The 19668-nt window shown below is 54.8% G+C and carries 22 protein-coding genes; 13 read left to right on the top strand and 9 right to left on the bottom strand.

From position 1 onward, the window contains the following. Positions 1 to 21: 21 nt before the first annotated feature. From Q1M04_RS04040 to Q1M04_RS04025, 4 genes are all read left to right on the top strand, one after another. Entirely contained in the window at positions 22 to 1221 is a 1200-nt protein-coding gene (locus tag Q1M04_RS04040; RefSeq protein WP_300346006.1) for a PLP-dependent aspartate aminotransferase family protein, read from the top strand. Between the two features lie 97 nt (positions 1222 to 1318). After that, complete coding sequence (locus Q1M04_RS04035) at positions 1319 to 2557, top strand: dicarboxylate/amino acid:cation symporter (protein ID WP_300346007.1); 1239 nt, start codon at positions 1319 to 1321, stop codon at positions 2555 to 2557. Between the two features lie 11 nt (positions 2558 to 2568). Next, on the top strand, positions 2569 to 3105 hold the full coding sequence (locus tag Q1M04_RS04030; RefSeq protein ID WP_300346009.1) for a S9 family peptidase: 537 nt from the start codon (positions 2569 to 2571) through the stop codon (positions 3103 to 3105). A 23-nt stretch (positions 3106 to 3128) separates the two neighbouring features. After that, positions 3129 to 3398: a hypothetical protein gene (locus tag Q1M04_RS04025; protein WP_300346011.1), complete on the top strand. Its 270-nt coding sequence runs from the start codon at positions 3129 to 3131 to the stop codon at positions 3396 to 3398. Between the two features lie 243 nt (positions 3399 to 3641). Here Q1M04_RS04025 and Q1M04_RS04020 read toward each other — a convergent pair whose 3' ends face one another. After that, positions 3642 to 3998 (bottom strand): hypothetical protein, encoded by a 357-nt coding sequence (locus Q1M04_RS04020; protein WP_300346013.1) that lies wholly within the window; start codon positions 3996 to 3998, stop codon positions 3642 to 3644. A 63-nt stretch (positions 3999 to 4061) separates the two neighbouring features. Here Q1M04_RS04020 and Q1M04_RS04015 point away from each other — a divergent pair, with 63 nt between their 5' ends. From Q1M04_RS04015 to Q1M04_RS03995, 5 genes are all read left to right on the top strand, one after another. Beyond that, entirely contained in the window at positions 4062 to 4496 is a 435-nt protein-coding gene (locus Q1M04_RS04015) for a hypothetical protein (protein WP_300346015.1), read from the top strand. A gap of 5 nt (positions 4497 to 4501) precedes the next feature. After that, positions 4502 to 4744 (top strand): helix-turn-helix domain-containing protein, encoded by a 243-nt coding sequence (locus Q1M04_RS04010; RefSeq protein WP_300346017.1) that lies wholly within the window; start codon positions 4502 to 4504, stop codon positions 4742 to 4744. 195 nt (positions 4745 to 4939) lie between these two features. Next, positions 4940 to 5776: a tyrosine-type recombinase/integrase gene (locus Q1M04_RS04005; protein ID WP_300346019.1), complete on the top strand. Its 837-nt coding sequence runs from the start codon at positions 4940 to 4942 to the stop codon at positions 5774 to 5776. 150 nt (positions 5777 to 5926) lie between these two features. Next, positions 5927 to 6112, top strand: coding sequence for a hypothetical protein (locus Q1M04_RS04000; RefSeq protein ID WP_300346020.1), 186 nt, complete (start codon positions 5927 to 5929; stop codon positions 6110 to 6112). 258 nt (positions 6113 to 6370) lie between these two features. Beyond that, a complete protein-coding gene (locus Q1M04_RS03995; RefSeq protein ID WP_300346021.1) occupies positions 6371 to 6595 on the top strand; it encodes a hypothetical protein in 225 nt (74 codons plus the stop codon). A gap of 479 nt (positions 6596 to 7074) precedes the next feature. Here Q1M04_RS03995 and Q1M04_RS03990 read toward each other — a convergent pair whose 3' ends face one another. The 8 genes from Q1M04_RS03990 to Q1M04_RS03955 form a co-directional block, all read right to left on the bottom strand. Beyond that, the gene (locus Q1M04_RS03990) at positions 7075 to 9162 is read right to left on the bottom strand and encodes a hypothetical protein (protein ID WP_300346022.1); all 2088 of its coding nucleotides are present in this window, start codon (positions 9160 to 9162) and stop codon (positions 7075 to 7077) included. Then, positions 9134 to 9721 carry a hypothetical protein gene (locus tag Q1M04_RS03985; protein ID WP_300346023.1) on the bottom strand — a complete coding sequence of 196 codons (588 nt, stop codon included), beginning with the start codon at positions 9719 to 9721 and terminating at the stop codon, positions 9134 to 9136. The genes Q1M04_RS03990 and Q1M04_RS03985 overlap by 29 nt, the downstream gene beginning before the upstream one ends. Before the next feature lie 265 nt (positions 9722 to 9986). Next, positions 9987 to 11222 (bottom strand): hypothetical protein, encoded by a 1236-nt coding sequence (locus Q1M04_RS03980; protein ID WP_300346025.1) that lies wholly within the window; start codon positions 11220 to 11222, stop codon positions 9987 to 9989. A 224-nt stretch (positions 11223 to 11446) separates the two neighbouring features. Next, positions 11447 to 12346 (bottom strand): hypothetical protein, encoded by a 900-nt coding sequence (locus Q1M04_RS03975; RefSeq protein ID WP_300346026.1) that lies wholly within the window; start codon positions 12344 to 12346, stop codon positions 11447 to 11449. A gap of 283 nt (positions 12347 to 12629) precedes the next feature. Beyond that, positions 12630 to 13019 (bottom strand): hypothetical protein, encoded by a 390-nt coding sequence (locus Q1M04_RS03970; protein ID WP_300346028.1) that lies wholly within the window; start codon positions 13017 to 13019, stop codon positions 12630 to 12632. 54 nt (positions 13020 to 13073) lie between these two features. After that, on the bottom strand, positions 13074 to 13730 hold the full coding sequence (locus Q1M04_RS03965) for a hypothetical protein (protein ID WP_300346029.1): 657 nt from the start codon (positions 13728 to 13730) through the stop codon (positions 13074 to 13076). A 226-nt stretch (positions 13731 to 13956) separates the two neighbouring features. Beyond that, positions 13957 to 14301: a type II toxin-antitoxin system RelE/ParE family toxin gene (locus tag Q1M04_RS03960; RefSeq protein WP_300346030.1), complete on the bottom strand. Its 345-nt coding sequence runs from the start codon at positions 14299 to 14301 to the stop codon at positions 13957 to 13959. Beyond that, a complete protein-coding gene (locus Q1M04_RS03955; protein ID WP_300346031.1) occupies positions 14294 to 14587 on the bottom strand; it encodes a type II toxin-antitoxin system RelB/DinJ family antitoxin in 294 nt (97 codons plus the stop codon). The genes Q1M04_RS03960 and Q1M04_RS03955 overlap by 8 nt, the downstream gene beginning before the upstream one ends. 398 nt (positions 14588 to 14985) lie before the next feature. On the opposite strand from Q1M04_RS03955, the gene Q1M04_RS03950 reads away from it, so the two are divergent. From Q1M04_RS03950 to Q1M04_RS03935, 4 genes are all read left to right on the top strand, one after another. Next, entirely contained in the window at positions 14986 to 16368 is a 1383-nt protein-coding gene (locus tag Q1M04_RS03950; RefSeq protein ID WP_300346033.1) for a phosphoadenosine phosphosulfate reductase family protein, read from the top strand. 36 nt (positions 16369 to 16404) lie between these two features. Beyond that, positions 16405 to 16938, top strand: a complete 534-nt coding sequence (locus Q1M04_RS03945) for a hypothetical protein (RefSeq protein WP_300346034.1) — start codon at positions 16405 to 16407, stop codon at positions 16936 to 16938. A gap of 135 nt (positions 16939 to 17073) precedes the next feature. After that, complete coding sequence (locus Q1M04_RS03940; protein WP_300346035.1) at positions 17074 to 19014, top strand: DNA cytosine methyltransferase; 1941 nt, start codon at positions 17074 to 17076, stop codon at positions 19012 to 19014. 56 nt (positions 19015 to 19070) lie between these two features. Then, positions 19071 to 19478, top strand: coding sequence for a hypothetical protein (locus Q1M04_RS03935; protein WP_300346036.1), 408 nt, complete (start codon positions 19071 to 19073; stop codon positions 19476 to 19478). Positions 19479 to 19668: the final 190 nt, after the last annotated feature.

The raw sequence follows: 19668 nt of genomic DNA, 5'->3' as shown, positions 1-19668 counted from the left end.
AAAAATATAGGAGGAATTGTGATGACGCTTCAAAAGTCTGACACGACCAAGTACATCCATACCGGCAACGGGGAGCTCTGCTATGAGCTGAACAAGGCGCTGACGGTTCCCGAGACCTTCCCGGTCTATCTCTCCTCGGCGTATATTTTCGACTCCATCGACCCCATCGATAAAATCTGCGACGAGGGCGCCCCCGGCTACGCCTACTTCCGCCTGGGCAACCCCAACGCCGACGCGGCCTCCATGATCCTGGCCGCCGGCGACGGCGCGGAGAAGGGCCTGGTCTTTGCCTCCGGCATGGCGGCCATCACGACCTCCATTCTGGCGGTGGTGAAACCCGGCGACCACATTGTGGCCTCTCCCATCATTTACGGCGAGAGCTTTTACTTCCTCAAGTATGAGCTGAAGCGCTGGGGGGTGGAGACAACCTTCATCGATTTCAACACCCAGGATGCCGCCAACTATATCCGGCCCAACACCACCCTGATCTACGGGGAAACCATCGCAAACCCCTTGATGTCCGTGCCGGACATGCGGTACCTGGCGGATGTGGCCCACGCCAACGGCGCCCTGCTGTTCATCGATAATACCTTTGCCACCTCCATCATCGCAAAGCCCCTGAAGTTCGGGGCGGACCTGGTGCTCTACAGCGCCACCAAGTATCTGGGGGGCCACGACGACATCGTGGGCGGCGCCGTGCTGGGCAGCGAGAAGCTAATCAAGAAGATCAATTTCTATCTGGGCCTTTACGGCTCCAATCTGGGAGCCACGGAGTCCTGGCTGCTGGCCCGGAGCCTTCGGACCCTGCCCCTGCGGGTGCGGAAGATGTCCGAGAATGCTCTGGCTCTGGCGAAGTTTTTCGAGAAGCATCCCAAGGTGGAGAAGGTTTACTATCCAGGCCTGGACTCTTCGCCCTGCAAGGACTGGGCGGACAGCCAGTTTGAGGGGAACGGCTATGGCGGGATGCTGTGCGTGAACTTCAAGGGCGGACAGGCGGAGGTGGACCGCCTGATCAAGAACCTGCAGATCGTGCGCTTCGTCCCCACCCTGGCGGGCGTGGGCACGACTCTCACGTATCCGCCCCGGGCCTCCCATCGGGACCTCAGCCCCCAGGAGCTGGCGGAGATCGGCATTACCATGGGGCAGATCCGGCTTTCCGCCGGGCTGGAGGAAGCGGTCGACCTCCTGGCGGACTTTGAGCAGGCGCTGGAAAAGCTCTGAGCTCCCGCCACGTGGGAATTGAAGAGGGGCCGGAGCGGATCGCCTCCGGCCCCTCTTCCCATGGCTCCATGACTTTTGATTAGAAAGGAGCGTATGAATGCGTACGGTTCAAAAAACCTCGTCCTATCGGGAGCCTCTGATCTTGATCGGGTTCGTGATTCTGGGCGCTCTCCTGGGGATTTTGATGGGGGAACGGGCTGCGTTCCTCTATCCCATCGGGCAGATGTGGCTGAACCTGCTGTTCGTCCTGCTGGTGCCCCTGATTTTCTTCTCCATTTCCAGCTCCATCGCGACGGTCACCGACACCAAGCGGGTTGGGAAGCTGCTGACCTTGACGATCCTGATTTTCGCCGTCACCGCCGCCATTGCGGGAATCTATATGTTCACGGTCACCGGAATCTTCGGCGTGGACACGTCCATCCAGATGGGAGAGGCTGTCCTGGAGGAATCCGCGGCGTCCTCAAGTGTCGGCGAGCAGATCGTCAACACCTTTACCGTCGGTGATTTCCCGCTGGTGATATCCCGGTCCCACATTCTGGCCCTGATCGTCTTCACGGTCTTCTTTGGAATCACGGTTTCCCTGCTGGGGGAGAAGGGCCGCCCCGTGGCCGAGTGGCTGAGCAATCTATCTCTCGTGTTCTATAAGATGGTGGAGTTGCTAATGAAGCTGGCTCCCATCGGGCTGATGGCTTACTTCGCCAATCTCACGGGCACTTACGGACCGGAGCTTTTGGCCAGCTATGCGCGGGGACTCCTGATCTACTACCCTGCGGCATTCTTCTATTTCTTCGTTTTCATGGCGCTGTATGCGTTCCTGGCGGCGGGGACCTGGGGAGTGAAAAACTACTTCAAAAACATCCTCACGCCGGCGCTTACCGCCCTCGGCACCCGGTCCTCTGCGGCCGCCCTACCTCTCCAGCTGGACGCTTGCGACAAGCTGGGAGTCCCCCGGGAGATCAGTTCGGTTGTGGTTCCTATAGGTGCGACCTGCCATATGGACGGCGCCTGTGTCGCCACGATTTATGAGATCGCGCTCTGCTGCGCCCTGTTCAACCGGCCGTTAAGAGGGCTTGGCGACTACGCCTTCGCCGTGGTGATCGCTGTCGCGGGCTCTGTCGCGGTATCCTCCGTCCCTGGGGGCGGCGCGGCTATGGAAACCATGGTAATCTCCGGCTTTGGCTTTCCTCCGGTGGTATTGCCGGTGCTGCTGATGATGACGCAGCTTTTTGACGCGGGCTGCACGCTCATCAACTCCTGCGGGGACACGGTCGCTTCCATGCTGGTGACGCGGGCGCTCTATGGAAAGGACTGGTACAAAGCGACTAAACGCGGCTAAGGAGGTTTTTTATGGATGACATTCATTGCGCAGAAGCATTTAATAACACAGACGACCGCAGGCCGGACTGTCATGGTATTCTGATTCCAGGACGCCGGGGGAGGCTGCTCTCCGTGCTTTATACAGCCGGGGGAAGGGGCCTCCATCCCACGGTTTTGCTTTTGCACGGCATTCCAGGATGCGAAAAAAATATGGATCTGGCGCAGTATCTTCGCCGGATGGGCTTCCACGTGCTGATCTTTCATTACAGCGGAAGCTGGGGCAGCGATGGAGACTACTCCCTTTCCCATGATTTAGAGGATGCGGATTGGGCGCTGGACTATCTTTTGAACGACACGCTCTATGGAATCGACAAAACGCAGATCTATGCGGCGGGTCACAGTCTGGGAGGTTTTGTGTGCGCCCAGTTGAGCGCCAGGAGGCCGGAGATACGAGCCGCCGTGCTGCTGATGCCCTGTGATATCGGACGGATTCCCAAGATTGCGGCGGAGGCACCAGAGCAATTCCAAACAATACGAACGGTTTTGAGGAGAGCGCTCAATGGCTGAATGGCACGTCAGGTGAAGCGCTGATGAGAGAGGCAGTCATCAACTGCGAGGAATACCGGCTGGAGAGCTGTGCGGAAGCGCTGTCAAGGAAAGCGGTTTTGTGCGTTTCCGGGACAATGGACTGCTATACGCCAAGAGCGCTGCACTGCCTTCCACTGGAACAGGCGGTCAAAGACGCCGGCGGGGAGAACTTCCAAAGCATAGAATATCCGACAGATCACTTTTTTTCCGACAGCCGGATGACAATAGCTGAAGCGGCGGCAAACTTTCTCATGGCGCATGGAGATAGGTAATGTATAGAGTCAGTATAAGAGGGCTGCCGCAGTTTCCCGCGGCAGCCTTCTTATATTAATTCCCAGGTGATGATTTATCCCCGCCACTTCAAGTTATAAGACTCGAAGACCACCATTACATAGCCGCCACGCCCAGGGGCTGGCGGCCCAGTCCCCGTGGATGTCCCCGTTCCGCTTGATGAGGATGTCGTGGTGGATAAACCGTAGGTTTACGGCAAAAATCGACCGACCCAGAATTACAAATCAATATTTATGGCAAAGGCAACAAACCGCTGTTTTCACAATGATATTGAAATGTAGCTCTTGCTGCCTTGTGTGCCGCCCGTATGATTGCGGGCTGGGAGCAATGTTATGGACTTCAAAATCCGTGGCATTGAGCTGGTCAAGTGCGCCTTGACCCGGCAACACACGGCCTTTCAGCCGCGGGATTCCGCAGGATTGTACCTTATCCACCAGAGGTTCAAGATCCCTTTTCAAAAAAGCGAGCCTCTTCGTACCCAGCAGAACCCCAACACGCCGCTCAATGTACCAAAGCAAGCAGCAGATTTTGTATCCTATCACAAAATCTGCTGCCTTTTCTTTTTTAAGTGCCCCTTTCACTGCCGCGATCCGCCTCCATCGTCTGAATCTCACCAAATTCAGCCGAAATGGAGGAACAATCTCGTGGAAGCGAAACACGAGGAAACGTACTCTCCCGAGTACCAGCGGCAGGTCCGCTACCAATTTGAATCCTTTTGCCGGAAGGTGATCCACAGCGAGCGCTGCGATTACCTCCGCCGGATGCTGCGCCACATGGAATATGAGACGAACTTCTCCGCTCTGCCCGAGGGCTGCCTCAACAGCGTTGACCGGGTAGAGAGCAACGTGGAGTGTCCATACATATTTAATGTATGCGGCTACTCCATCCCCATCCAGGATGACCGCCTGGCTTCCGCGCTCCTGGAGTTCGATGACATGGAGCGCGGCATCCTGCTCTTGTCCTATTCCATCAAGCTGAGCGACAGAGCCGTGGGCGAGCTGCTGAAGCTCTCCCGGTCCCGGGTCTGGCGCATGAAATCGAAGCTGCTCTCGGCGCTTCGGGAAAAGATGAAGGAGTGAAGCATATGCGCTATAGCAAACAGCCGGAGGAAAGCCTGGTGCCCTTCGAGGTCATTCGGTCGGCGACCCAAGGCGATCCCGAGGCCCTGGCCAGCGTCCTGAAGCATTTTGAGAAGGACATCACCCAGATGTCCACCCGCATTTTCTATGACGAGTTCGGCCAATCCCACCGCTGCGTCGACTACGACCTGAAGCAGCGCATCGAATGCCGCCTGATGGCCCAGATCATTCTGAAGTTTAAGATCTGACCGCCCAACGGCAGGGGACCGCACAAAGGGAGGGTGTGTCCGGGTTTTCCCGGGCACGCCTCCCCCACTCAACATAAGGTAATTTATGTTGTAAAACCTCCCCTTGAACCGTGTAATAAGGGCGGTGAACGCAACATAACTTATTCGTCTTTGCCCATTTTCCAATGCAACATAATTTACAAGGAGGAATTCATTTTGAAAGAGAGATTCCGCGATTACCTTGCGGCGAAGGGCTGCGCCGAGAGGACCATTGAAACCTATGGCCAAGCGGTGGAGGGATATATGGAGTGGTATCAGGAGACATTTGGGGAACCGCTTCAAAGGCTGTATCGCGCCAACGTTCTGGACTACATCTCCTACCTGCGGACCGTGCGGAAGCTGGTCAACCGCTCGGTGAACACAAAGCTGGCCGCGCTCCAGAATTTGAATGACTATTTGATCGAGAGCGGCGCCCAGACGGAGAAGGTTCTGTCAAAGCAGGACTACCTGAAGGTTCAGACCTCCTACGCCAGCCCCAGCACCATAAACCGTGATCAGGTGGAGGCTTTCCGCCAGCGTGTGCTGGAGGGGAGCGGGAAGCGGAACTATGCCATCGTCACGGTCATGGCCTACGCGGGCCTGCGGATCAGCGAGTGCCTGGCCCTCAGTCCGGAGGATGTGTCCCTGCCCGCGAGAGAGATCACCGTCCGCAGCGGGAAGGGAGGAAAGACGCGGGTCGTGTTCATTGGAGACAAAGTGGTGAACGCGGTAAAGGAGTATCTGACGGAATGCCCTAATGATGGCAGGCCCTATCTGTTTGTCAGCCGGCGGGGAGGGCCGCTGAGCCGCGAGCAGGTCAACCGAATCTGCAACGACTACTCCGATATCATCACGCCTCACGCCCTCCGGCACTTTTACTGCTCCTCCGCCATTGAGGCCGGATTCAGCATCAGCGAGGTAGCCAACCAGGCCGGCCACTCCAATATCCATACTACGCTGCTCTATACAAACCCGACTCGGGAAAAGATGAAGGAAAAGGCGAACTTGCTATGATGATCCATTAAGGCATGCTATTTGTGCGGCAGTTCGATAAGAGCACCTGCCGCATGAACTGCTCACGCAGAACATGATTGGAAGCTGCGTCAGAAAGGTAATTGGCCTACGCCCAACAATCTGCGATATCCACGACGAGGAGGTTTCATCATGGGAAAGCATCACAGAAAGCCAAAAGCGTACCTGAAGCAATATTATAATGGATATTTTATGTTTGAAAGGGCTAAAGTTTGGATAGCAACAGATACTTTTGAAAACTTTATAGCAAGTGGGAGAACAAGAGAGGAATGTGAAGCAGAATGCAGGCGTAAAGGGTATCGCCCAGTGAGGGAATGATTTTCTTCTGCCCAAGCTCCCTATTCCCCCAAAACCGCAAACGGCGCCCGCGTTACTCCTAGTAGCATCTGTTCTATGGCATTTTATGAGGAACTCTGTAGTGAAGCCGAGAATAGTAAAAGATTCTAAACCGAAGGACGAATTGACGGTTCTGCCGACGGCGGATAATTTTTGCTGGACAGAAGGGCGTATTATGGGTATACTGAATATGATAAAGTATTCTTGTTGTGGGTTGTTTTACAAGAAGGGAGCTGCGATATGGCAGACAGGATTCCATCTGACAGTATTGTTGCTCAAAACGCAAAACTTGCGGTCAAAATAGAGTTGCAGAAAAAACGTGCAATGCGGCAGCCAATTGCCAGATTTAACGTGAAGACCGGAGAGGTTTACATGGAACATGGCGATGGCAGCAGAACCATTGTGGGCCAGGCGATGAAGCGGGGGCGCTATAGTGAGCGCGAGGCTAGGAAACCGGAGGGCTGAGACTGGGCTGACCTGGATCGCCGACAGTCTGCTTTATGAGCCTCTTTCCGGTATCGGGGGATATGTCCGCAGACGCTGAATTGATTTCTGCCTGAATAATAGAACCGGGCCCTGTTGCGGAACAGGCCCAAATAATATCACGAAAGCCCCTGGATGGAATTGCCTTTGCAACTCTATCCAGGGGCTATTGTTTATTTTTAGCTCAATAAGGCCTGCATGGAAACCGGATATAAATCTCAAAACTTCATACCCGGCTTTTGTACGCCCTGACCTTAATTGTTGCCGGGAACCTGGCGGAAGTTCCGCGCTGCCCTGCATAAACGCATTAGTCATCAATATCAAAATGGATCTGATACCGTTTGGCAACAGCGCAACACGGGGCGTCGTTTTCAGGTCTGAATTTGAGTGCCTGGATGACGGTCTTGCACTCAGCCGACAAACAACGGGACTTCCCCTCACGCGAATACCGACCGCTGCCGTTACTTGGCGCGTAAGGGGATATATTCCCTGACCAGGAAACGGTTGGCTTTATAGCTTCTCTCCTCCTGGGGCTGTACGCCCAACAGCATGGTTGAAAAGAAGTCATCACACTCCCGCACCTCCATATCCGACTTCGCAATCGAGATATTTTTACTCCAGCCTTCCTTTACCCGTTCCGTCAAAGGTGCATCCAGTTCACGCTGGAGATCACCCTCAAAATATTTCAGGGCGCGGAGTTGACCCATCAGCTCCGCTTTCACCACGCGGTAGAACGACTCACGTTGGGTCTTGTCAAGACATTCCCGATAGGTCCGGGTAATATAGGCGCCATTCTTACACAAAAAGGCGATGATGGTATCCCTGTGCAGGGTCAGAAACTCTTCGCTCAGCCCCATTTCTTCCGAGAGGGCGTGCCACTCCGCATCAAAGCAGATAATATTTTCCTTCAGGGCATCAAGAGAGTCAACCTGCTCCAGCGCGGCCAGGTTCTTCAGCACCAGTATGGCATCGGTCCTGCACCGCATACCGGGCAGCAGGCGGCTGATAGAATCGAAGTGAATCAGCATCTGTGCCGCATCCTCCGCGGTAAGTCCCGTGATATGCCCAAACTCCTGCTCTTTCCACGAATATAAAGGTTTGATATCCAGTTTCTCCGCCAACTGAGGCAGCTCCGGCTCCATATAGGGCTTGAGCACATCGCGTTTACGCAGCTGCCTGAGAACGCGGAGCCGGTAGTCCTGGCTCCCTGATTGCAGCAGCTGATAGAGGGTAATGTAGAGGGCGGAGGCTTCGTACAGCGCTGACAGTTCCGGGAAAGTATAGTTTCGCCCCTGCGTGAGTTTCTCCACGTCGAGGCCGGAGCTGCGCATCCACATACAGGCGCCCAGGTCCGCTTCTGTCAATTCGTTCAGATTGAAACGATTCCTATACAACTCCTCTTGCAGCAAGAGTGAGTCACGCGGCAGGCTGAGGAATTGCTCAGCGTGTTCATCCACCAGCTTGATAAATTGCTTCTTATTGTGGATGATCGCATAGGTCAGGATGTCCTCTTGATAGTTCCGAACACTAGACAAATCAATCGTCTTGAAACGGGTTCCATAAAGCAAATTGACATAGCCGCTGTATGTGGAGAATACAGAATCCCAATCCTGAGTCGGGTACGCTGCGATCCGGTGCTCCATACGCCGAAGCTCATCCATAGCACACTTGTTTTTTTTCCAGAAGGAGATGAACTCAGCAGTATCTTCAGAACCCAGCTGGCCAGCCACGGCGCTCAAAAGCGCACAGCATTCTGCGGCGTCTCCTGCAAAAGAGAGGTAATCGTTCAGAGACAGGTTTTCGGTAATCTCCTTCTTGTGCAGCAGCTTGATGATGTCCACCAGCTCTGGGCATGACCGGAGCAATGTGCAGACCTCCTCAAATTCAGCAGTTTGAAACAGACTTCGGGTAGCCGTGAAGGGCTTTTTCAGCAGTTCCTTCTGCCATTCGTCCAACCTGATTGGTGGATCAACACAGGACTCCAACCCGAGAATCGCAGCTTGCTTTTCCTCCTCGGACTGTTCGGCAACTGCGAAATTCAGCAGATAGACCAGACGCGCTCTGGCATCTAGCTGGTCCCGCCCAAGAACTTCCATGAGATCGTCCCTGGGACTGGCCGTAATATCCAGCCCATTATCCCAGTATAATTCCAGCAGCTTAGAAAGCCTGTCCATCAACACAGACCTGTGGCTGGGCGCCTTCGGGCGCGCAGGTACAGGATGATGATAATTTACATATCCATACCTGCCAATATGGGACGGCGTTGGCTTCGGATCCTCGGACGGCTCCTCCGGAAACATGGGGAGCAGCGCCGCATAATAGGCGGCGAACGCCGGGTTTTGAATCGCTTCCCGCTGAAAGTTTGTCATGGTGATGGAACTGCCGGCAAGGCAGGCAGAGATTCTGCCGCAGCTGTCCATGATCTGCTGAAGGTCAAACTCCTGGAGCCACTGGAAATCAAGATTCAGCGACTTCATCCGTATAAGAACAGCCGTGCGTTCCAGCATTTTCGCAATCAGGTCATTTGCTTGTGTCATTTCCCGCGTCATATGCGGCTACCTCCTTAATTTTTGAAATATGCGCTTGCGCCTCGGTAAAACGCATTATTTTCTTGCTGGCCAGCTCCGCGCAGATATACAGCAAATGGTCCGCTTCGCCACGCTCCAATATGAACTGTTTTTCTGCGAGCAGTTGCGGCAGCTTCTCATACACGACCTGATATGTAAGGGAACGCTCCTCATCCGTACTGTGATCCGCGTGCCGCCGTACTTCCTGCAAAAAGGCGTTTCGCTGATTGCCTACAAACATTTCTTTCGTTGTAACGTCCCTGGTATACCCCAACGCCAGCGCAATGGCGCGCCGGTCCTGTACAGACATACCGAACCGTTCTTCATAGCGCTCCAACAGCTCGCCCAGATACAGAAACCCATACTTTTTCTGAAAATCTTCGCTTTTGACATCGTAATTCAATAGGATACACCGCCGGCGCAGATTCTCCTTCTGTGTGTAATCTGCCTTTATAGTATCCACTACAAAGGCGATGATATCGCTCAGCAGTGACAAATTGATCTGCTCTTCAAACGCCTTCATTTCCATTGTAGATGCCATGATTTCACTCCTCTAAAAAGATTATCGGGGAAGGCCAGGCACATAGCCCAGTCTCCCCCGATGGTTATTTGCCGGTACCCCGGCGCACAGATGTTATTCGTTATTGCAGGAATGCGCTTCAAATGTTCCGTTTTTTACGCATTCCTCACAATAGATCGCACCGCAATCCGGGCAGGCGCAGAACAAATCCCCTTCTTCCAAGGGCTGCCCGCAGCCGTTACAACTATAGCCTCCACTGGAAATGGGTATCAAATATCTCGTGTAGTCAATCATCCCGCTCACGCTCCTGTTTCACTTTTCTGTCCTCCACTTGCTTCAGGCCGTGCTTTTTTGCATACTGGTCCAGATCCAACTGAGCCCGTCCAAAATCTTTCACATAGTTCAAAGACCGGATGCCGGACTCACGCCGCTGCCCGGGCTTCGGTTCGGCATACCGCCGGAAGCCCTTGTAAACGTCGCCCAGTCCGGCCCGTACGAAGTAAAGATTACCCTGTGCATCTGTATACCGCTTGATAGGGTAGGCCCGCATCGCATGTTCCATATCGCCCAGCGCGTTCAGCAGCCCTTCCATATAGGCACTGCACTCCTTTTGGAGCGCATAGATATCCTCGGTGCTCAAAAGCCCGGCTCCGCTCAGTTGGTATCGCGCGCCTCCATGCTCAAACACGCTGCTGTACGGGAGGAACAGGAACCCCTCACGCACGGGGACGATTGTGCCGCCGCCCTGCATACTGTCAGAAAAGGGATATTTCCAGATTAGCGAATTCCCAAACCGCTCAGTATAGGCGCTGCGCACCTTGTCCAAGGTCGAATCAACACCTCCGTATCTGCCCAGCGTATCCAGCAGTTCATCCATGCCGTACAGCTTGTTCTGCTCAATTTCCATGCCCATGTATTGAAGGACGTAATCTGCGTGACCGGCAGTCACACTTAACTCCACATCCTTCTCCAGGCCGGTCAACATCTTCCGCTCAATCTCAGGGGTGAGGCGCAGCCGCTTGGCAAACTCGGCCAGCTCCTGCACGCGCCAGCGCACATGGCCCGGCGCTCTCTGAAAGCCGTATTGATCCATCAGATAGTACAGCTTGAGGGTATCCTGATACGAAACATGCTCCGTCGGGATGAACAGCATGATCAGCGGATCGACGGCGCCGTCATAGCTCAGCCCAACCGTAACATGCGGATTGATTTCGCGGGCCAGCTTTTCCAGCCGCTCACCGTAGCTGAACAGCACGGCATATTGTGCGTCATATTCCATGGGGATGCCCCGCCGCCGGCAGTAGTCGGCGTCATACTCAGCACACAGGAGGATGCCAGGCTGCCGGTCCAAAAACACGATATAGCAGCAGAGGTTCCACTCGTCCGTCCAAAGCTCCCGATAGGGCCTCCGAAGCGGAGGCGGCAATTCGTCCACATTGTCCAGCATACGCTTCCCATACTCGTGGATTTCACCTGTGCTGTTGCAATAGTATCGCAGCTGGTTGCTTTTGATCTCTTTCATCTACAGTCTCCTCGCTTTTCTAACAGGTTAAGATGTACTTTAGTGATGCGGAACTTTATCTTCCTCTTCCTTTGGAGTCGGCCCTCCGTGGGTTCTCCGTTTTCCTGCACGGCACGGGCAATTCTCCGCCACAATATTCATAGGATGGAACCTGCTTCTGAATCCCGCTTGGTAGAAGCTGTCGAATCCGACCTGACGGAGCTTCATAATAATACTGGAAAACCTCATGGCTCCGCCTCTCCGTCATCATAGACGCCTTGTCCCAAAAGCTCATCCTGGTTCACAAGGATGGCAAACCCTCCGCAGCAAAGGAACTTGCTGTCATTAGGTCTGCCGTCGAAAGGGGCCACGCCGTAAGCGGAAAAGAAGCTGCTTGGAATCTCCGTTTCCACATCGCCCCAGTTGAAGTCCCGGCAAGTGGACTCGTAGGCCCGTTTTCCGTCCTCAGTCCGGAGGAAGTCAGAGACAATTTTCCGCAGATACGTTTCGCAGGCCTCTTCGCTTGGGTTCGAAAGCCGGTCCCGATCAATCCGATAGGAAGAGCGGTACAGCTCCATATTCTGCCCTTCAAACCGCTGGCGGATCACGGTTACAACGTAGGTTTCGCGGGCCTCTTCCTCCGTCGGAGGGATTGTTGTCCGCTGATCCGCAATCGTGCGCCTGATACGGTAAGGGCCTATGACGGTATCTGGCGCTTTGCACACAATGGAATCCGCAAGAGCGTCCGCAGTCCGAACAGGCAGATCCAGACCATCGAAATGTTCTGCCATCAGGCTGGACAGCAGCATATAGTCGATCCACCATGACGGACTTGCCTCGCGGTCGATACTGCCGTCCTGGCGGGTGACAAATCCAGCGGGGTCCACGTCAGCGTGGTTTGCCTCGCAGACGAAGGCGTCCAGACTCTTGTATCCAAATCCGCCCAGGATTTCTGTCAAGGCCTGTTCATCATACTCATCCATGAAGATAACCTGATGGACAAATTCCGCTCGCAGCCCATGTTTTTCATGGGTAACGCGAACCACTTCATAGATTTGCCCCAAATCCAAGCAGCGGACATAGCTGTAGTGCTCCGCCTCGCCGGCGTACTGTTCCCAGGGGATGGAGTAGTTTTTTTCGTTCATTAGCTGGCCCTCCCATAGTGTTCGGTCCGTCTCCCAGCAGCAAAGCCCTCTATTGCGGGCATACAATTGCCCTCAATCTTCAACTGCTCCGTCTCAAATTGCCGGGCAAGCGTCAGACAGGTCCCGAACAGCTCTCTGGAATCCTCTGCCTCACCCCTGCCATTCCGTATCATTGCTGGCACAATTTGGGTGATGTCAAACAGGATTTCACACATTGGTACGTTCCTTTTTCACTAAACACTAGGTAAAGACTCTCTGCACCTATTTTAGTTGGCAAATATGATTAGTCTTCCATTTTGGAATTATTCCGTTCTGGCTTTACATCGACACAGTAATGTATGCCATCATATTCTAATTCCCAAAGACCTTCAAACTTCTCTCCGACATCAGTATAGGTCAACTGATAACCCTTTTCGTCGAAGAGAACAGCTTCAGTCCAAGAGGACTCCTCTTGACACCCACAACATTTGATATCCATCTCTCTCCCATCTGGAAATTTAGCTGTGTAAATAATGGTGTTGTCCTCGCCCTGATACTCGGATTCCGACTGCGCGTCAAGGTATTCTCTAATCGTCTGCAGCACGGACTCAGGCACATATAAAATCTTATTGTATGTTGTACCAATTCTGCTCTTTTGGCCATCATTCTGGAAAAGCTCATGGATAGTAACCATAATGGCCTCCCGCAGATTTTCCGCTTCATCTCCGCCGTTCCCGTTATACCGGTCCTATCGGGCCTGTACAGCGTCGATAAAGCGGCTGTTGTTGAGCAGTTCCTCCTGAGCGTGCCCTTCAAAGCAGGGATCATCCTTATCGAGGTCACGGATCTCATCACACAGCTCATCCATCTGGATCTGACTGGCTCTGGCCGAGTATATGGCGTCAACCTCGGCGCTGGTCAGGGGGATTGTCACGCTTTGGCCGGCAAAGGGCCGGCTGATGCAAAACGGATTCGGAGTATCCTGCCCCTTCACTATGGAATCAGCGAGTCGTTCCGCCCTGCATATGTTCATCCGGCGGCCAGTGAAATGCTCCGCCATCAGGCCGGCCAAGGTCATATAGTCGATGGGCAATTTGGCCTCTGCGGCACAATCGCCGCTCCTGCGGGCCTTACACATCGGGGCTGTGCCGGCGCGGCCTGTCTCACGGGCGAACGCCTCCAGGCTATCGTAGCCAAACTCCGCCAAGATTTTACTGAGCTCCGCCTCGCCGTACTCCTTCATAAAGATAACCTGGTGGAGAAACTCCGCTGTCCGGCTGTCCTTTTCATGGGAAACTCTGACCACTTCGTAGAGAGAATCCTGCTCCAAACAGCGGACATAGCTGTAATGAGCAACCTCGTCAGAATATGGCTCCCATGGGCCGGGATGGATTTCCTGGTTCATAAACAAAACCTCCTCGTATAAAATGATGTTTTTCGGCGGTTTCCCGCCCCTGCTATATAAAAAACCACATACAGGCCCATGCCTGTATGCAGTGTGTTTTTGCTATTTCCGGAAAACAAAAAACGCCATCTGCAAAACTGCAAATGGCGCTTTGTAACACAGATAACGATGCTCGCTTTTGGAAGCGGCTCTGATACTTTATGGGTATATTATATCATCTGAGGCTTTACTCGTCAATGGGGAGCTGGCCACGACTGTTTGTATCAGGCTGATACCCCCTGTTATCCTGCCGGCAGTCCAGCACGGCGTCCAGATAGACCGTATTCTCTGCCACAGAGAAAATCGCCTTATACCACTTGCTGAACAGGGCCTTTCGGTAGGCTCCGTCGGGCAGATTGTAGTCCAGCTCCGGCGGAAACTGAAATGGGTTCTTCTCCAGCGCGTCTATGACCTTCGCAAATTCAGCGGTCATCTGTCTTGCCGCCGAAACACGCACCTGCGCCAAAAATCTGGCGTGGCGGATCAGTATCTCATCGGCCCGCCTGGACACGATGACGGTATAGTCATCCACGCTGCTCTACCTCCGCAATCGCCTGTTCCATATCCCGCAGAACATCGCGGGCGTTGCGGCCCTGATAGCCGTTCAGCCGGTCCGACTGCGCCTCCAGCAGATCGGCGTAGACGGCGTTGCTGGAGTCCAGCGACAAAGACAGCGGCACTGACCGCTCCCGCACGATCTGCTTCAGCAGCATGGTAAATACTCCGGACATCGTGAGCCCCACATCCGACAGGATCTCTTCCGCCTGTACCTTCAGCGTGGAATCCAGCCGCGTAGACCAGTTCGCGTCTCCTGGCATGATGGTCACCATCCTTTCACGCTTTTGATTGTACTGCAAAGTATATGCGGTGTCAATGCGGATATCCGAACATACTTCCCTTTGAGAGGACCAGCGCAAAATTGCCGCTTGCCAAATTGGGCAATTCCGGATATAATAAACTCATTCAGTATCTAAGCCTGCCAAGGCTACAGTTTCCGTGTTGCACAGCGTCTGAAGGTGAATGCCTTTGGGCGCTTTTCTTTTTTATAATCATTCAAGCGTATGGGAGCTCTGGCCCTCCATGCGCTTTTTACATACATAAAAACATCAATGATAAAGGAGTTGATCGTACCAATGAGAGCCAAGAAAAGAACACGGGCCGCAATGCCCGTACTCAAGCCGGGGGCATACCATCCCCACCAAACGAGGAACCAGTCATGAGCGGGTGTCAGTATGGGAGCGGCTGCCGCATTCAGCCCCTGCGCCCTGGCCGCAGGGGGACGCCTCACTTTGACCGCGTCTATCTGCCGGAACTGCTGCCCCTGGAGGCGTATGATAAAATCATCGTCCTCTTCTCGGGTGGGAAGGACAGCTTGGCCTGCGTTTTGGATTTGCTTGAGCGAGGCGTCCCCCGGGAAAAGATTTGCCTATGGCACCATGACATTGACGGCGGGCATCCTGCTCGCAAAATGGATTGGCCGGTCACCCAGAACTACGTCCGGGCCGTGGCGGACTATCTCGGCCTGACCTTGCGCACCTCTTGGCGGGTCAATGGATTTTGGGGTGAAGTCTATCGGATCGGTGCAAGCTGGCCAATCCGGTATACGGAACCGGGCACCGATACGGTTCGGGAATGTAAGTTGTCGCCCGGGCAGGTTCGCTCCGCCCAGCTGAGGGAGAATATCCTGACTGACCTGGAGCAAGTGGAGCTGGCCCAAATGGGACAGCGCATGAAATTCCCTGCCAAGTCCGGAGATCTCGCCACCCGCTGGTGCAGTTCCATCCTTAAAATCATGGTGGCCGATTCCGTTATGCGCAATCTGGCCCTGCAGGAGCTGAAGGACCTTGGAACCTGCCAGCGTTTCCCTCTGAAAGGCTCCATCGCCAACGGCCGGTTTTGCAGTCCGAACCTCAAAAGAGAGGTGGGCGACAGCCTCATCCGCAACTTGGATCTTCTGAAGCAGGATGGTCAGCGCCTGAAGCTCCCCGCCAAATCCGGCTGTCAGCAGGGGCGATGGTGTTCCGGAACCCTCAAAGCCGAGGTGGAAAGTAAGCCCCAGTCCGGCCTTGAAGACTTCTCCCAGGGTGTAAAGCTGCTGGTCGTTTCCGGCGAGCGCCGCCAGGAGAGCGCCGGACGGTCCAAATACAATGAGATGGAGATCCATCGGGCCAACGCAACCGCCAGGGCCCACAGGCTGGTCCATCAATGGCGCAGCGTGATCGACTGGGATGAGGCGCAAATCTGGGAAATCATCAAACGATGGCGCATCACGCCGCATCCGTGCTATGCCGCCGGGTGGAACCGCTGTTCATGCGCCATGTGCATCTTCAGCCTGCCTAAGCACTGGGCCGGTATTCGGGAGTTGTTTCCCGAGTGGGTCCAGGCGGTGGAAGAAGACGAGCGCATCCTGGGCTTTACGTTGGACCATAAGAAGGCCTTATCGGAGTACATCGGCGACGCCAAGAGCTGCGTCTGCCACGATGATCCCAAGGCCGTCTGCCAGCTGACCAGTGGGAAGTTCTCTCTGGCGGACGTTGAAGCGCCGGATTGGCGCCTGCCCGCCGGCGCGTTTCACGGAGCTGAGGGCGGCCCCTGTTGACGGCCTGCCAAACTTATCAAGAAGAGAGGGTGTTTTATGAAGCGTGGCATCGAAATAACATGGGCATACGACTTCACGGGCCGTATGTACCTCAAAATCTCAAAAGCTCGCGGCAAACTGACGCTGGAGGAAATCCAGGACCTGCTTCTGTACGAAAATAATCAGAAGCTCTGCGGACACTATGCCATCCTGCTGAATTGTTCTGAAGAAACCATCGGCGGAAACGGGGTATATCTTGAGAAAGACTCCAAAGGCGATTCCGTTGGGCTCTATCAGATCGAGCAGGAAGGCACCTGCCCGCTGTGCGGAGAGCATACTCCGCCGTTTGAGTATTGCCCCCACTGCGGGATGCCTTGGAAGGACGGCGATCCGGACATCGAGAAGACGCTCCGCCTCATGCGGAAGGAAACGATCCGCATGGTAAGCGAGTCCTCGGAATGGGATAGCAAAATGACTTGGTATTGGTCGTACATAGGTGCCCTGGACTTGGCTAAGGATCTGAAATTCATTACTGAAGACCGAAGGCAGGAGCTTCAGTTGGAGTCTCGGGAGTGGAAACCGAAACACTGATGCGAGAATAATGCCGTTCTATTTAACTAGGTATACTGGCCGCTTTCAGAAAAGGCACATGAACTTTTGAGCTCATGTGCCTTTTGGCATGTTAGGGAGCGGTATTCTGGGGCGTCAAAAGGAGGAATGCAAATAATGCGAACATCTTGTAAGGCTATGAAACCCCGCAGTCAGATCGACGTATTTGAAGAAATCATTGTGGACAGCTTCGCCGGGGGCGGCGGGGCCTCGACGGGCATCGAGCTGGCGACCGGCAGGGTAGTCGATGTTGCCATCAACCACGACCCGGACGCCATCCTGATGCACCGGACAAACCACCCTTACACAGTCCATTACCAAGCCAGCGTGTGGGACGTTGACCCCGCAGAGGTCTGCGCCGGCCGGCCGGTGGGACTGCTGTGGGCGTCTCCGGACTGCAAACATTTCAGCAAGGCGAAGGGTGGAAAGCCAGTAGACAAGCGCATTCGCGGGCTGGCGTGGATCGTCCTGCGCTGGGCGGGGACCGTTCATCCGCGAGTCATCATCCTGGAAAACGTGGAGGAGTTCCAAACCTGGGGCCCCGTCCGGAAAGGCAAGCCCGTCAAATCAAAGGCGGGCGAAACCTTCCACCGATGGGTGGAGCAGCTGCAAAGCCTCGGCTATGAGGTTGAGTGGCGGGAGCTGGTGGCCGCCGACTACGGAGCGCCGACCACGCGGAAGAGATTCTTCCTGATTGCCCGGCGAGACGGCTGCCCGATTGTCTGGCCTGAGCCGACCCACGCCCCCGTGAGCAGCCTGGAGGTAAAGGCCGGAGTAAAAAAGCCCTGGCGCAGCGCGGCGGAAATCATCAACTGGGGCCTGCCCACTCCCTCGATTTTCGCTTCAAAGAAGGAGATCTGGGAGCAGTACGGCATATCCGCCGTCCGGCCCCTGGCCCGAAACACCATGCGAAGGGTGGCCCGCGGCGTGGATAAATTCGTGATCCGCTCTGCAGCTCCGTTCCTGGTAAGCGTCAATCACTCGGGAGACTTTCGAGGCCAGGCGATTGACAAGCCGCTTCAAACCATTACCGCCAAGCACGGCTATGGTATAACCTATCCGATGATGTCGCCCTTCACCGCCACAAATACGACCAACAGCGTAGGCGCGCCCGGAGATCAGCCGCTCCATACCGTGACGACCGCAGGAAATCAACTTCTGATTCTGCCCGCTCTGGCCGCTATCGGGCAGACCGGCGGCGGGGATCGTGGGCGAAGCATTACAGAGCCTGCGCATACGCAGGTATCGAAAGCGGAGGAATGCGTAATCTGTCCCGCCATGGTGCAATACCACACCGAGCGGTCCGATTATGTCCGGGCGCAACGCGCACAAGACCCTCTTATGACAGTTGACGCCGCAAATCGCCATGGGCTGACGTCGGTCTGCATGGTCAAATATGATGGCAGCGCGCAGCACGGTCAGGAAGCGGCGGAACCCCTCCACACGATTACCGAACGGGATCGGGAAGGATTGACCGCAGTCAGCCTGGCCAAATACTTTGGCAGCATCGTAGGAACGGAGATGTCCAGCCCTCTTCCCACCGTGACCGCCGTAGATCACAATGCGCTCCAAGCGGTTCGATTCGCGAAGGTGAACGGCGACTGCCCTGGGGAACCTTTGAGGGAATCTACAGGGCCCGACACCTCTGACTGCCTTCATGGCAGACTGGCAACTGTCTCAGAACGGGCCGGGGCGGAAGCGGATTTGAGGAATTGGCCCAAAATCCGAGCGCTCCTGAACGAGTTTTGCGACTATGAACTGCAGGACGACGAAGTGATTTTGTTTCATATCTGCGGCGCTTGGTACTACATGGCGGATATTGGGCTGAGAATGCTGACGCCCCGCGAGCTGTATCGCGCAAATGGGTTCCCCTCCGATTACACCATTGAGCGGGACTACACCGGAACCGCCTATGGGAAGAGCAAGCAGGTGGCGCGCTGCGGGAACGCGGTGCCGCCTCCATTTGCGGAAGCGCTTGTAAAAGCAAATCTGCCGGAATGGTGCAGGGACGGAAAGATCAACACCATGCGGGAGCTGGAGGAGATCGTTGCGGTATAAGCGGCGGTTCTTTTCAAAAGAGAATTGTTACCATTACAATTTAGGAGACAATTACAATGAAGCAGACGTGCAAAAAATTTGGCTATCAAAAAATCCCCCAGAGGGAGCCGCTCATTCTGAAGCCGGAAGACTGGACCCCGGAGGAGTGGGCTGTGCTCTGTAAACTGAGCGGCCTTCCGCCGGATCGGACCGAGCGGATCGTCCTTTACATCCGTGAAGTGGAGGCTTATCTGGGAAGAGGCAGAAAGTCCATTCGGCCCAAACCTGCCCAAACGCCGCAAGTCAAGGTCGACATTGTTGTCAAAGACGGTCAGGTATCCGAGGTGTATGCCGGGGGCGGCGCTGTTCAAGTCAAGGTCCTCGACCTTGACACGGATGAGCCGCACAGGAGGGCGCGGCTCCAAAAGCAGTATGCTCTGCTGTTGAAGCTGTTCGCGTCCGGCGAAATTACCGATATTTTTTAAGGAGAAGCTGCTATGAAAACGTCCTTAAACCCCCGGCGCTGTGCTCTGTTCAACTGCGACCGCCGTCACGGAAATTTTTGCTGTCAGGACTGCGGGTACAAGAAGGCCCATAAATGTAAGAATCCATGCCTGAATGGTCCTGAACGGTGCGGTAAGGCAATCATTCCGATGGCTGGGCCTAGTCACCAGT

The organism is uncultured Oscillibacter sp., assembly GCF_950073225.1.
GTDB lineage: Bacteria > Bacillota > Clostridia > Oscillospirales > Oscillospiraceae > Oscillibacter.
Note: the sequence above shows the minus strand (reverse complement) of the source record. Positions and strands in the feature narration are given on the sequence as shown.